The organism is Vreelandella salicampi (genome assembly GCF_013415105.1).
Lineage (GTDB): Bacteria > Pseudomonadota > Gammaproteobacteria > Pseudomonadales > Halomonadaceae > Vreelandella > Vreelandella salicampi.
Genome location: NZ_JACCDF010000015.1, coordinates 36696 through 49789, shown reverse-complemented (window position 1 = coordinate 49789; position 13094 = coordinate 36696). Strand labels below are relative to the sequence as shown.

Genomic DNA, 13094 nt, shown 5'->3' with positions numbered 1-13094 from the left:
GGAACGTCATGCAACAGCCTAATTCGCAGCCCACAAGCGCGCTGATGCTGCGCGAAACCGCCTCCCAAACCGCGGGGCCCTACGTGCACATTGGCCTGGCGTTGGCCGCCGCCGGTAACCCGACCCGCGATGAAGAGATCTGGAACGAACTGGCCAAGCCCGATGCCGACGGCGAGCAGATCGAGGTAGTCGGTACCGTGATCGACGGCAACGGCGATCTGATTCGCGACGCCTTTATCGAGGCGTGGCAAGCGGACGCAAACGGCGAGTACCAACCCGAGTTTGACTTGGAAAAGCCGTTTAACAGTTTTGGCCGCACCGCGACGACGTTCGACCACGGCAGCGAATGGTCGCTCAAGACCATCAAGCCTGGCTCGGTGGCGCACCCAAGCGGCACGCCTCAGGCACCGCATATCAACTTGTCGATCTTCGCTCGCGGGATCAATATTCAGTTGCAGACGCGTCTTTACTTTGACGACGAGACCGAGGCCAATGGCAAGTGCCCCGTACTCAACCGTATCGAGTCGCCAACACGCCGCCAGACGTTGATCGCCAAGCGCGAAGAGGCAGACGGCAAAGTGCGCTATCGCTTTGATATTCGGGTGCAAGGCGAAGGCGAAACGGTGTTCTTTGATTTCTAACCGGCGACTTTCCAACACGCCGCTAGCAATGCGCTGATCTTTCCGCGCCGCCCTGTGTGGGCGGCGTTGGCGTGTGCGCTTACTACCCAAGTGCCAAAAGAGCACGAGGAGAACAAAATGGCGAACCCCTGCATTATCTGTGTGGCTATCACCGGCAGCCTACCGCGTAAAGAGAATAACCCCGCCGTGCCGATCACCGTGGAAGAGCAAATCGAAAGCACACAGGCGGCGTTTGAAGCTGGCGCGACAATTGCGCATTGCCACGTGCGCAACGACGATCAAACACCCTCTTCAGACCCAGAGAAATTTGGCCGGTTGATGGAAGGGCTCAAAAAGCACTGCCCGGGGATGGTCATCCAACTCTCAACCGGCGGGCGCTCCGGCGCGGGCGAGGTGCGCGGTGGCATGTTGTCGCTCGCACCCGATATGGCGAGTCTCTCGGTGGGCTCCAATAACTTCCCTAACCGCGTTTACGAGAACCCGCCGCAATTGGTGGAGTGGCTTGCCAACGAAATGCTCACCTACAACGTCAAGCCTGAAATCGAAGCGTTTGATCTATCGCACATTCACCAAGCGGCTGCGCTGTCTAAACAGGGCAAACTCAAGGCGCCGCTCTACGTCCAGTTTGTAATGGGGGTGAAAAACGCCATGCCGGCGGATAAGCCGACGTTTGATTTCTATATCGAAACGCTCAAACGTTTAGCGCCGGATGCGCAGTGGTGCGGCGCGGGTATCGGCACCAATCAGTATTTGCTCAACGAGTGGTCGATCGCCGCTGGCGGCCACACCCGCACTGGGCTTGAAGATAACGTGCGCCTTGACCGCGATACGCTCGCTCCCTCCAACGCCGCACTGGTCGAGCGCACCGTAGCCTTGTGCGAGCAGTATGAGCGACCGGTTGCCACCTGGCAGCAGGCGCGTGAGATTCTCGGCTTAAGATCGCCTGATGAATAAATGAACGGGGCTCACCTGCCGCGCAAGGTACACCGCGGTACTTAGCCGCGGTACTTAGCCGCGGCAATCAGCGCTTTTTACGGCGTAACGCACCGTTGGGGCCGAGATACGAATTGTTTAAAGCTCGTACTTTTTCAAGCGGTAGGCATACGCCGCTCGGGTCATTCCCAGGCGCCGCGCGGCCGCCGTTATATTGCCGTTACTGCCTTCATTAGCGGATTGAATCAGTGCCCGCTCGACGTCTTCGAGTGTCATACCGGCGTCTAGTAGCGGCTGCACGCGCTGTTGGGGGGTAGCGCTTTCGGCATATTCGCCAGGAGATGGCGTCAGCATGCCGGTTGCATCGAGCCCTTGGGCTTTTTCACGCTCTAGCGTCGGCACACGGTAATCGCCGAATAGGGCCTTTTCGTTAATGTGCTTATGATCGGACGTGAGAATCACGCCGCGCTCGACGCTGTTTTTGAGCTCGCGCACATTACCTGGCCAGCGGTACTGGTTCATGGCCGAGCGCGCTTGGTCGGAAAAGCCTAGCGTGCGGCGCTGATAGTGGTGCTCAAAGTGACTGAGAAAGTGCTCAGCGAGAGCTGTGATATCTTCTTTTCGTTCGCGAAGTGGTGGCACGGTGAGCGTAAAGGCGTTGAGACGGTAGAAAAGATCTTGGCGAAAACTACCCTGCGCCACGCGCTCCATCAGATCCGTGTGGGTGGCGGCGATAATACGGACATTAACGTCTTTTACACTTTCGCCGCCGACTCGCTCAATTTGCCCCTCCTGCAGCGCGCGTAAAAGTGCGGCCTGCGCGCGCGGAGAGAGTTCCGCCAGTTCATCTAAAAACAGCGTGCCTCCATTGGCGCGCTCAAAACGCCCCATACGGGACTGGACCGCACCGGTATAGGCGCCTTTTTCTACGCCAAATAGCTCCGATTCAATCAGCTCAGGTGGGATGGCCGCGCAGTTGACGGCGATAAAGGGGCCATCGACGCGTCGGCTACGGTCGTGTAAGCGCCGCGCCAAAATCTCTTTCCCTGTACCGGTTTCACCGAGCAGTAATACAGGGACATCGGAAGGCGCCGCGCTATCTAGCATGGCGAGCATGTCGCGAAAGGCAGGCGTTGAGCCAATCGGTCCCCAGGTTTCTTGGTCGCGGGAGCGGGCAAGGTCGCTTTCCAGTGTGGCGATGCGTGCCTGTAGCTCATAGAGCTCATCAATCAACGGCGCTTCACGCAGTAACTCGGAAAACTCGACGTGGTCGGGCCACTCTTGGGCCAATTTACCGATGATACGGCAGTCGTCATCGCCGCAAGCGCGGCAGCTCACTTCGCGATACTGAACCTCACGGCCTAAAAGCTGGGTGGCGTAGCCGGACGCATACCCCAGAAGTGTCCAGCACGCTGGTTCGTGCTGTTTTCCTCGAGCATGCCATACATCCACTTCAAAGGAGCCCTTCCAAATAAATTCGCTATAGAAGCGATCATGTGGCAGATCAATTTCCAAGCTAACTGGCACCGATTTAACGTGCCCCTGCAAGGCATGCAACTGCGGGCCAGCAAGGAAACTTTCCTCGAGCCCTAAGTGTTTACCGCGTAGCTCTTCGCCTAGCTCTGCGTCCATCAACCCTGAGTAGTAACCCAAGCGCATGAAAAGCCCGCGAGCTCGCTCGATACCCAGTGTGGTAATCAATTCATTGCGAAAAAACGTAGAGGCGGCCAGCGGCATTAGCAACATGCGCTGCTCGCCCAACCAAATTTAGCCCTCTTCAGGCAGAAAGCGAAGCGCATCCATTAGGTCGCGGGCATTTGGATAGTCGGAGGAGGAGAGAAACATACCGGCTCACGTTTTTTATTGGGAGCGCAAGAGTATCACTTGGCTTGCAGCCTGGGAAAAGGCTCTTGCTGAGCCGACTTTATGATTTGGTGAAGTCGTGACGAAATGGTTAAACGCTATTAGCGAACAGAAGTTCGCTAAACGGACGATGATTCGTCGTACTACTAGCTAATGCTTTGATAACCCCCTTTTTTTCAATATCGGCACGCTTTTTGAAAGGCACTAGGCGAGTCAGCCGATACTAACTCTTTGTTTTTATACAAAAGTATTAGATAGAGGCCGGCTATCGTGAAAGATAAAACACCCCTTGGCTAACTGACGGGTAAGACGTATGCATAACACAACAATTGAGAAGAGCACGTTAGGGCAGCGATTAGCCGCCCTATCCTTGGCGGCGCTGAGCACAGTGTTGGCGACGGCGACACTGGCGGCAGATCGTGCTCGCGAGCCCGCCGAGGTTTATCGGCAGGTGTGTGCTCACTGCCATAACTTGGATAAGGCGGTCGGCCCACAAATCACCATGCCTTTCCCCGAGGCTGCGTGGGAGGCGCGTGGTGATTATATCCATACCACGGTACGCGAAGGTCGCGCGGCCATGCCGTCACTGCGAAACGCCAAAATCAGCGATACCGAGCTTGAAGGGCTGATTGATGCATTGCTGCGTGGTGAGCTGGCAGATACCGCTGCTGGCAAGGAGTAGACGATGAAACTGACACGTCGACAGCTACTAAAAAATAGCCTGCTGATGGGCGCCGCCGCGCCGCTGTCGCTAGGGGCGGCCTGGGCGAGTGATGCTGGGCATCCTAATGCACCTTTCCATGGTGATATTCGCCTTTACGGTGTCGAGCATTCCACCACCGAACTGGGTTTGGGGTTACGTCAACAAGGTTTTGCCCCGCGCTATGAGGGCCGGCTAGACCCTTTGGCGCTAAGCGCCTTGCCTAGCGGTACGCTGATTGCCGGATTTACCGATGAAGCGGGTGTCGTGCTTTTAACCAGCCTACTCGCCGGGCGTGGTCGGATTATCGCATTGGGTCGCCATGAGGCAGAACACCATTGGCTTTTGAGCCATCGTGGCTCGGTCAGCGAGCCGTTGGCCGTGGAGTCGGGCAGTTGGCAGGTATCGTTTGGGCGCGCGTATGCCCGACTGGCCCTCGCCAGCGGACGTGATCGTCATACCCATCAGTTTCCACGGGCTGAGACTAACTCCGACGCTAGCGAGCTGAGCTTTTTGGTCAAGGTGTAACTGACCCGCACCCGTTTTCAGCGTTTGGGATTATTACAACAGTTAGCATAACAAGTGAGAGACCCCTTTATGAGCACGACACAGCGTATTCTGCCGAAAGGCGTTAGTGCTGCGAGTTTCGACGCTGCCCTTGCGAAATTTCGTGAGATTTTGGGCACAGACAACGTTTTCGTCGAGAACGAACAGCTTGCTCCCTACACCAAAATCATGATGGCCGGTAACGATGCCGACTATATTCCCTCCGCTGCCTTGCTGCCGACGGAAGCCGATCAGGTTCAAGCCATCGTGGCTGTGTGCAATCAGTACAAGGTGCCGATCTGGACGATTTCCACCGGTAAGAACTTAGGCTACGGCTCGGCCGCGCCTGGTGAAACCGGCCAAGTGATTCTCGATATGCATCGGATGAATCGCATACTCGACGTCGACCCGGAAGTATGCACGGCGCTGATCGAGCCTGGGGTTACCTATCAGCAGCTTTACGACTACATCAAAGAAAAAGGCTATAAGCTGTGGCTCGATCCGCCAGCGCCGTCGGCGATTGCCGGCCCGGTAGGTAATACACTTGACCGGGGGGTGGGTTATACCCCTTACGGCGAGCACTTCATGTTCCAGTGTGGCATGGAAGTCGTGCTTGCCAATGGGGAAATGGTGCGCACTGGCATGGGCGGTATCGAGAAGTCTAGCTCCTGGCAGGTCTTTAAGTGGGGATACGGCCCGTATATCGATGGCCTCTTCACTCAGTCAAATTACGGCATCGTGACCAAAATGGGACTGTGGCTGATGCCCGAGCCGCCGGCATATCGTCCTTTCTTGATCCAGTATCAAGACCCAGCAGATATCGAAGAGATCGTCGATGTACTGCGGCCACTGCGCATTTCGCAGATCATTCCTAATGCCGTGGTGATTGTTCATACCTTGTGGGATGCAGGTACCCACGTAACACGCAAAAAGTACTACAGCGGTACCGATTCGATTCCCCGTGAGGCCATTGAGCGAATTAAGGAAGGCGAGGGCATCGGTGAGTGGAATGTCTACGCAGCGCTTTACGGCACGCCAGAGCAGATCGAGGTTAATTGGAAGATTGTTGAGCAGGCCTTCGGCGCTAGCGGCAAAGCCAAAATCATGTACGGCGATGAGGCCGAACAGCGTGGCGGTAGTTTCGATTACCGCGCCGCGCTGATGAAAGGTGATATGAACTTGCAGGAGTTTGGTCTCTACAACTGGCGTGGGGGTGGCGGCTCCATGTGGTTTGCACCGGTTTCTCAGGCCAAGGGTAGCGAGACCAAGGATCAGACCGATTTAGCGCAGCAGATCCTCGACAAGTATGGCTTCGATTATGTAGCGGAGTACATCGTCGGCTGGCGCGATATGCACCATGTTATTGACCTTCTCTACAACCGCGAAGATTCGGAAGAGACCCAGCGTGCTCATGACTGTTTTGCTGAGCTTATCGATGAGTTCGCCAAACGCGGTTACGGGCTATACCGCACCAATACAGAGTTTATGGAGCAGGTGGCCGGCACCTTCGGCGAGCCGTTGCGCAATGTCCATACCACACTAAAAAATGCACTCGACCCGAACGGTATTCTTTCGCCGGGTAAGTCGGGCATTCGTCAATAACGCCGTTAGTGCGATCAGGCGAGACAGTACGATCAGGTGAGACAATGAAGCAGGAGTTTTGATGATGAGCAACACTTACAGTGATTTTTACCTTCAGCCTATTGCTGGCGAGTGGCGCGAAGGAAAAAGCGAGCGCACCGTCGAGGTAAGCAACCCTTACGATGGCAGCGCATTACTGTCAACACGCTTGGCGAACCGAGATGATTTGGACGCAGCCTTTGGCGCGGCAGAAAAAGCCCAGGCCGAATGGGCAGTCACGCCGCCCGCTGAGCGTGCCGATTTGATGCAGCGTGTGGTTGCGATCTTTGACGCGCGCAAGGACGAGATTATCGATTGGCTGATTCGCGAATCGGGCAGCACTCGGCTTAAAGCCAACGTGGAGTGGGGGGCCGCCCGCGGTATTACCCAGGAAGCTGCGAGCATGCCGGGGCGCGTGCAAGGTATGACGCTAGCATCCAACGTGCCGGGTAAGGAGAACCGTGTTTATCGCAAGCCGTTAGGTGTTGTCGGCGTGATCAGCCCGTGGAATTTTCCGCTGCATTTATCTCAGCGCTCCATTGCGCCTGCCCTTGCTCTGGGTAACGCCGTAGTGGTCAAGCCGGCAAGCGACACACCGGTTACCGGCGGTTTGCTACTGGCGAAGATTTTTGAAGAGGCCGGCCTGCCCAAGGGGCTACTCAGCGTAGTCGTGGGTGCGGGTAGCGAAATCGGTGATGCCTTCGTTGAGCATCGCGTGCCGCGGCTGATCTCGTTTACTGGCTCTACCCAGGTCGGCCGTGGCATCGGCCGCATTGCCAGCGGTGGCACACATATCAAGAAGGTATCGTTAGAGCTAGGTGGCAACAGTCCCTTTGTTGTGCTGGATGACGCTGATCTTGATCAGGCGGTCAACGCCGCGGCAATGGGCAAGTTTCTCCATCAAGGCCAGATCTGCATGGCGATAAACCGCATCATCGTGGATGAAAACCTCTACGACGCGTTCGTGGAACGCTTCGTGACCAAGGTGAAGATGCTACAGGTCGGTGACCCAAGCGATATGGCGACCGTGGTGGGGCCGGTGATTAATGCCAAACAACGCGAAGGATTGGAGACGAAAATCGCCACCGCTAAACGAGAGGGCGCCACTGTTCTGCTGGAAGGAACAATCGATGGCCAGATGGTGCCGCCGTTTGTGTTCGGCGATGTGACACCTGATATGGAGATCAGTCGCGAGGAAATTTTCGGCCCGCTGGTAGGCATCCAGAAAGCCCGCGACGAGGCTCATGCACTGGAGCTCGCCAATGGCACCGAATACGGGCTTTCCAGCGCGGTGTTCAGTGGCGACCTGGAGCGAGGGTTGCGCTTTGCCCAACGCATCAAGGCGGGCATGACGCACGTTAATGACATGCCAGTAAACGACGAAGCGCACGTACCCTTTGGCGGCGAGAAAAACTCCGGACTTGGCCGCTTTAACGGTGATTGGGCAATTGAGGAATTTACCACTGACCATTGGATCAGCGTGCAGCATGCCCCGCGCGGCTACCCATTCTAAACCAGCATTGCGCGTACTTTTTGATTCCTATTTTTTTACCACGCTTGCTATCGGCTCACTGCGAGCGGATAGCAAGGCGGCTGACGATAAAAGAGACAATAAGCCATGAAAAAAACAGTCACCCTATGCTTGGCAACGCTCGGTGCGAGCATTGCTGTGCCCACAGCCTTAGCTGTCAATGGTCACTATCCGCCCGGTATCGAAGGGCTTGGTTCGGCGGCAGCACCGCCTGCTGGGCTTTACTATCGTGGCTACTTGTTTCAATACGACGTCGATCAGTTTAACGGCACAGAGGGTAATGCGGTGCCAGGCAATAACAATGGCACAGTCAACGCATTAGCCCACCGCCTTATTTGGATGACGGATAGGACGTTCCTGGGAGCTGATTATGGAATGGAAACGATTATCCCCATGCTGGATATCGCGTTTGATTTTGACGTTGCTGGTGGGCAGCGTTTTGACGATGACGGCATCGGTGATTTGTTTGTCGGCCCAGTGATATTGGGCTGGCACGGCAAACAGTGGGATGCCACCTTCGCCGCTGGCCACTGGTTCGACACAGCTGACTTCGACGCTGGGAATCCCGCCTCGGTGGGCAAAGGCTTCGGTTCCACCATGCTGACACTGGGCGGCATGTGGCACTTTGATGCGAAGAAAACATGGAACGTTTCCGCGCTGTCGCGCTACGAGATTAAGACCAAGCAGGATGATACCGGCATTACCCCAGGCGATAGCTGGCTCGTGGAGTGGGGCATTGGTCATCGGTTGGAGAACGGTCTGGAGCTTGGGCTTGTGGGCTACAACGCCTGGCAGCTGGAGGCCGACGACGATGGCGCTCCCTCAGATGCAGAGGCCGAACGTCATGCCGTTGGCGCTGAAGCTGGCTACCTTTGGCCCAGCGCCGGGGTGATGCTCAAAGGTGCTTACTATAATGAATACGACGCCGAAGCAGGTGGCTTAAAAGGCCTGGAGAGCGAAGGCGATACCGTGCGTCTACAACTGACCAAGTTCTTTTAAAGCCCTTTCCCTTTCCTTTTGAGATCCCGTTCGGCGCGATGCCGAGCAGGATCACTTTTTTAGCCTAAATACGCTGACACTCCTACCGTCATGGCATCGATACTGGTTATCTGCTTTATTGAATTGGTGCGGCGGCTGGGTTAATCGATCACTCTCATTTTAATCATGTCCGACCAAAGTCGCGTTTCGCTAGGGGGCTAGGCAGTTTACCTTTCTGTATGAAATAGCGAACCAATGTTCACTATGCGAATAAATGCGATATATTCACGGAACACTTCGCTCATAATAATAAGTGGTTAATACATAACACACCCCGGAGAATGAACATGAAAACATGCTTTACTTCCTGCCTGCTGGCGGCGTCTATCGCCGGGCTGGCCGCTAGCTCCGCCGTTCAAGCCTCCACCACCTTGCGTATGGCGCACTTCTGGCCGGGTGCTTCCGGCGTTAACCAGGGAGTCTTCGAGCAGTGGGTGGCCACGGTTGAAGAGGAATCCGGCGGTGAGCTTCGAGTGGAAATGTTCCCCTCCGGCACACTGGCAAAGCCTGACTCTCTCTATGAGGCGGCTGCCAATGGTATCGCCGATATCAGCGCGACGGCACAGGGCTACACCGCAGGTCGCTTCCCGCTTTCCCAAATTGTCGAGCTTCCCGGCGTTGCCACTACCGCCACCCAAGGCGCCTGCGTGCTGCAAACGCTTTACGACGATGGCCATTTAGACGACGAGTACGCCGATACCCGCCCGCTGTTTATGTTCACCACCGGCCCAGGCGGCATTCATACCATCGATACTGATGTCCAAGTGCCCGCAGATCTTGAAGGGCTACGCATTCGTCGCCCGACGGCCGTTGCCGGTGAGATGCTTGAAAACATGGGCGCCAACCCGGTAGGTATGCCGGCGCCGGATATCTACACCTCCATGCAGCGTGGCGTCATCGACGGGCTTAGCTTCCCGTGGGAAGGGCTGAAAGGCTTCCGCATTAATGAGTTGGTTGAGTACCACACCGAAGTGCCGTTTTACACGCTGATTTTCGTCGCCACCATGAGCCAGCGCGCTTACGATGGCCTGACACCCGAGCAGCAAGCAGTGATTGATGCTAACTCTGGCATGCGTTGGGCGGAAAACGCCGGCGAAGTGTTTGACCGCCTGGATGTGGAAGGTAAGCAAGAAGCGAAGGATGCCGGCCATACCATCCGCGAGATTGAAAATCCGCTGGAGCATCCGGATTGGCAAGCACCGCTGCAGGCGGGTATCGAGTCCTATCTCGACCGACTTGAAGAGCGTGGGCTGCCTGGTCGTGAGGTGTACGACGCGGCACTAGCGGCAAGTGAATCCTGCGCGCCTGAGCAAGGGTAACGCGTTATGCCATTTTTCCTACAAAGGGCCAGCCACTGGCTGGCCCTTGTTGCTGGGGTGATTGCCGGCGTGGCGCTGGTGGCGCTGTTAGGTGTGACCATCGCCGATGTGGCCACGCGTTATCTTTCACGCGTGACTGGCGGCGCCATTGCGTTGAGCGTGAGTGGCAGTGTGGAGCTGGTCAGTTACCTCATGTTGATGTCGCTACTCGCGGCGATGGCGGCCAATGTGGAGAAGAGCCAGGTGGTGGTTGAAGCCTTCACCCATGGCCTTTCGCCGGCAGTGAAAACCCGTGTACACGGCGTTTACCTGTTGGGGTTTGCGGTATTGGGGTGGGTGCTGTTCAGCGGCCTGTTAGACTCGGCAAGCGCTGCGACACGCCACGGCGAGGTCACCCAGGATTTACGCTTGCCTATGGGCCCGATCTTCGCCTTCGCCGCCGGATTAAGTTTGCTGCTTGGTGTGCGCGCGCTGATACATGCGCTCTTAGGGGCACTTTTCGGCGTGGAAGCGGGCGACGCCGAGGAAAAATCGATCAAGTCGGAGGCGCACCATGGGAAGTGAAATGATAGGCGCCGTGGGGCTTGGCCTGCTGTTGGTGCTGATGATACTGCGCGTGCCCGTGGCGCTGACCATGCTGATTGTCGGTACGGTGGGGTTTGCCCAAGTGATCAGCTGGGGCGCTGCGATTTCGCAGCTTAAGACCGTACCGGTGGAGGTGCTCTCCAACTACAGCTTTAGCGCGGTGCCGATGTTTATCTTTATGGGCGTGCTCGCAGCCCATTCGGGCATGGCGGGCAAGCTTTTTCAGTCTACGCGGGTGATTTGCGGCGGCTGGAAAGGCGGCCTTGCGATAGCCGCCATTGGGTCGTGCGGGATTTTTTCGGCGATTTCCGGCTCCTCGCTTGCCACTGCGAGCACCATGACCCGCGTCGCACTGCCAGAGATGGAGCGCTACGGCTACCATCGCGGCTTGGCCACCGGGGCGCTAGCCGCGGGTGGCACGTTGGGGATTATGATTCCGCCCTCAATTGCGCTTTTGATCTACGCCATTCTCACCGAGCAGTCGGTCGGCGATATGTTCATGGCCGGGTTAATACCGGGGCTTCTGGGCTTGGTGATGTACGCGATCACGGTTAGCGTGTTGATGCACTTGAAACCGTCATTGGCGGTCGCGGGCGAGCCGACCACGTGGCGCGAAAAATTCGCCTCGCTCTCGGGGCTGCTGCCGTTTTTCGCCGTTTTTCTGGTGATGATTTTGGGCATCTATTTTGGCGCGTTTACCCCAACCGAAGGGGCGAGCGTCGGCGCTTTCGCGACACTGCTGTACGCGCTGGCTAAAGGGATGCGCTTTAAGGGCTTGTGGCACACCGTGCAGGAGACGCTCGCGCTTTCGGCAGTGGTGTTTTTCATGCTGGTGGGCGCCGATATGCTCGGCTACTTCATCTCGGTATCGCGGATTTCGTTCACCATCACCGATGTGCTCTACGGTATGGATCTCGCGCCGATTGTGGTGGTGCTGTGCATTCTGGCGCTCTACTTCGTGCTCGGGATGTTCATGGATTCCATTGCCATGCTGGTGATTACGGTGCCGGTGGTGTTCCCGATTATTCAGGCGCTGGGTATCGACCCCGTGTGGTTTGGGATTATCACCGTGCTCACTGTGGAGCTTGGGTTGATGACGCCGCCGGTGGGGATGAACGTGTTCGTGATCAAAGCAATGGCCCCGCACGTGGGATTGGGGGAAATTTTCCGCGGCGTGGCGCCGTTTGTGGTCTCTGACCTGCTACGTTTGGCGCTTTTGATTGTCTTCCCTGTACTCTCCACGTTTTTCTTACTCTAGCGAAACCCCGTTTTGGCCTATGCGCCCCCGGGTCAGCTTGGCTGGCCGGGGGTGCTTTCGTTATGTGGCACGTCACGCTAATTGGCGGCGGCGGAAATCGCGCGGGGAAAGTCCCGTTAGCCGCTTGAAAAAACGGGTGAAGTAGGCCGGTTCAGAAAAGCCCAGGCTATCGGCGACCTGGCCTACGGTCATGTTGGTGTAGGTCAGCTGGCGCTTGGCTTCGAGCAGCAGGCGCGCGTGCAGCAGCTGCAGCGCACTGCGGTCGGCCAAGCGGCGGCAGAGCAGATTTAAGTGCGCGCTGGTAACGCCGAGCTGAGTCGCAAAATGCTCGACGCTGGGTTGCTGGCGAAATTGCTCTTCGATCAATGCCTGGTAACGGTGCAAATGGGATTGGGCGAGGTCGCTGTGACGCGGTAGCGCGCTTGGCGATGGCCGATCAAGCGTTAAGCGCCACGCTTCGACGGTGAGCGCGGTTATCAAGGCTTCTAGCAAGGGCTCTCGCCCCGGCGCGGGTGAGCGGTACTCTGCATTGAGCTGCTCGACCAGCGTGGCGATTCGTTGGGAAGAGGCGCCCAGCGAATGCGCCCCGCCTTGGTAGAGCACCTGTGTTTGAGGTCCTAGGCGAGCTTCTAAATGTTCGAGTAACGGTTGCGCTAAAGTAAGAATGTGGCCTTGGGTATCTGGCGAAAAGTCAAAGCCGTGAATGCTCATGGCCGGCACCACGATGAAAAGCGGTGCCTGATAGGACTGTCGGTTGCCTTCGAGCTCTAGGGTGACCGAGCCTACCGAAAGATGTAGCAAGTGAATCAAGTCGGCGTGACGGTGTGGCCGAATGTGCCAGTTGTGCAGTCGACTGCGCTCCGGGATTGATTCGCAGTGAAGCAAATCTGGCGTCGGCCAGTGCTGCGTCTCGCCATAGAGCTTAAAGACCGGAACGGTTGCGCTTTGCATGGTGCCTCCGGCAGGGGTCGCGACCTATACTGCGACGAAAGTCGAGTCGTTATATGCCAATAATCCAAGTAAGTCTGCCAATAATGCCTTATATACGTCGATGTTTCAG

12 protein-coding genes are annotated in these 13094 nt (G+C 56.8%); 10 read left to right on the top strand and 2 right to left on the bottom strand.

Features of this window, described 5'->3' with window-relative positions:
- The first annotated feature begins 8 nt into the window (after positions 1–8).
- Together pcaG and HZS81_RS15240 are read left to right on the top strand one after the other, a co-directional pair.
- Entirely contained in the window at positions 9–641 is a 633-nt protein-coding gene (pcaG, locus tag HZS81_RS15245; protein ID WP_179931375.1) for a protocatechuate 3,4-dioxygenase subunit alpha, read from the top strand.
- A 117-nt stretch (positions 642–758) separates the two neighbouring features.
- Positions 759–1595, top strand: coding sequence for a 3-oxoadipate:acetyl-CoA acetyltransferase (locus tag HZS81_RS15240; protein ID WP_179931374.1), 837 nt, complete (start codon positions 759–761; stop codon positions 1593–1595).
- 117 nt (positions 1596–1712) lie between these two features.
- Here HZS81_RS15240 and HZS81_RS15235 read toward each other — a convergent pair whose 3' ends face one another.
- On the bottom strand, positions 1713–3335 hold the full coding sequence (locus HZS81_RS15235) for a sigma-54-dependent Fis family transcriptional regulator (protein WP_277815006.1): 1623 nt from the start codon (positions 3333–3335) through the stop codon (positions 1713–1715).
- 415 nt (positions 3336–3750) lie between these two features.
- On the opposite strand from HZS81_RS15235, the gene HZS81_RS15230 reads away from it, so the two are divergent.
- The 8 genes from HZS81_RS15230 (at position 3751) to HZS81_RS15195 (ending at position 12034) form a co-directional block, all read left to right on the top strand.
- Positions 3751–4119, top strand: a complete 369-nt coding sequence (locus tag HZS81_RS15230) for a c-type cytochrome (RefSeq protein WP_179931373.1) — start codon at positions 3751–3753, stop codon at positions 4117–4119.
- Between the two features lie 3 nt (positions 4120–4122).
- On the top strand, positions 4123–4665 hold the full coding sequence (locus HZS81_RS15225; RefSeq protein ID WP_179931372.1) for a hypothetical protein: 543 nt from the start codon (positions 4123–4125) through the stop codon (positions 4663–4665).
- A gap of 69 nt (positions 4666–4734) precedes the next feature.
- Complete coding sequence (locus HZS81_RS15220) at positions 4735–6285, top strand: FAD-binding oxidoreductase (protein ID WP_179931371.1); 1551 nt, start codon at positions 4735–4737, stop codon at positions 6283–6285.
- 61 nt (positions 6286–6346) lie between these two features.
- Complete coding sequence (locus HZS81_RS15215) at positions 6347–7816, top strand: aldehyde dehydrogenase family protein (protein WP_179931370.1); 1470 nt, start codon at positions 6347–6349, stop codon at positions 7814–7816.
- 105 nt (positions 7817–7921) lie between these two features.
- Positions 7922–8833 (top strand): SphA family protein, encoded by a 912-nt coding sequence (locus tag HZS81_RS15210; RefSeq protein WP_179931369.1) that lies wholly within the window; start codon positions 7922–7924, stop codon positions 8831–8833.
- 326 nt (positions 8834–9159) lie between these two features.
- On the top strand, positions 9160–10191 hold the full coding sequence (locus HZS81_RS15205) for a TRAP transporter substrate-binding protein (RefSeq protein ID WP_179931368.1): 1032 nt from the start codon (positions 9160–9162) through the stop codon (positions 10189–10191).
- 6 nt (positions 10192–10197) lie between these two features.
- Positions 10198–10755 carry a TRAP transporter small permease gene (locus tag HZS81_RS15200; protein ID WP_179931367.1) on the top strand — a complete coding sequence of 186 codons (558 nt, stop codon included), beginning with the start codon at positions 10198–10200 and terminating at the stop codon, positions 10753–10755.
- On the top strand, positions 10745–12034 hold the full coding sequence (locus HZS81_RS15195; protein WP_179931366.1) for a TRAP transporter large permease: 1290 nt from the start codon (positions 10745–10747) through the stop codon (positions 12032–12034). Before HZS81_RS15200 ends, HZS81_RS15195 begins: the two co-directional genes overlap by 11 nt.
- 72 nt (positions 12035–12106) lie before the next feature.
- Here HZS81_RS15195 and HZS81_RS15190 read toward each other — a convergent pair whose 3' ends face one another.
- On the bottom strand, positions 12107–12985 hold the full coding sequence (locus HZS81_RS15190; protein ID WP_179931365.1) for a helix-turn-helix domain-containing protein: 879 nt from the start codon (positions 12983–12985) through the stop codon (positions 12107–12109).
- Positions 12986–13094 lie beyond the last annotated feature (109 nt).

What these genes read in the sequence shown, in the direction of transcription:
- pcaG (WP_179931375.1), top strand. Translation starts at nt 9, where the DNA reads ATGCAACAGCCTAATTCGCAGCCCACAAGCGCGCTGATGCTGCGCGAA.
- HZS81_RS15240 (WP_179931374.1), top strand. Translation starts at nt 759, where the DNA reads ATGGCGAACCCCTGCATTATCTGTGTGGCTATCACCGGCAGCCTACCG.
- HZS81_RS15230 (WP_179931373.1), top strand. Translation starts at nt 3,751, where the DNA reads ATGCATAACACAACAATTGAGAAGAGCACGTTAGGGCAGCGATTAGCC.
- HZS81_RS15225 (WP_179931372.1), top strand. Translation starts at nt 4,123, where the DNA reads ATGAAACTGACACGTCGACAGCTACTAAAAAATAGCCTGCTGATGGGC.
- HZS81_RS15220 (WP_179931371.1), top strand. Translation starts at nt 4,735, where the DNA reads ATGAGCACGACACAGCGTATTCTGCCGAAAGGCGTTAGTGCTGCGAGT.
- HZS81_RS15215 (WP_179931370.1), top strand. Translation starts at nt 6,347, where the DNA reads ATGATGAGCAACACTTACAGTGATTTTTACCTTCAGCCTATTGCTGGC.
- HZS81_RS15210 (WP_179931369.1), top strand. Translation starts at nt 7,922, where the DNA reads ATGAAAAAAACAGTCACCCTATGCTTGGCAACGCTCGGTGCGAGCATT.
- HZS81_RS15205 (WP_179931368.1), top strand. Translation starts at nt 9,160, where the DNA reads ATGAAAACATGCTTTACTTCCTGCCTGCTGGCGGCGTCTATCGCCGGG.
- HZS81_RS15200 (WP_179931367.1), top strand. Translation starts at nt 10,198, where the DNA reads ATGCCATTTTTCCTACAAAGGGCCAGCCACTGGCTGGCCCTTGTTGCT.
- HZS81_RS15195 (WP_179931366.1), top strand. Translation starts at nt 10,745, where the DNA reads ATGGGAAGTGAAATGATAGGCGCCGTGGGGCTTGGCCTGCTGTTGGTG.
- HZS81_RS15190 (WP_179931365.1), bottom strand. Translation starts at nt 12,985, where the DNA reads ATGCAAAGCGCAACCGTTCCGGTCTTTAAGCTCTATGGCGAGACGCAG.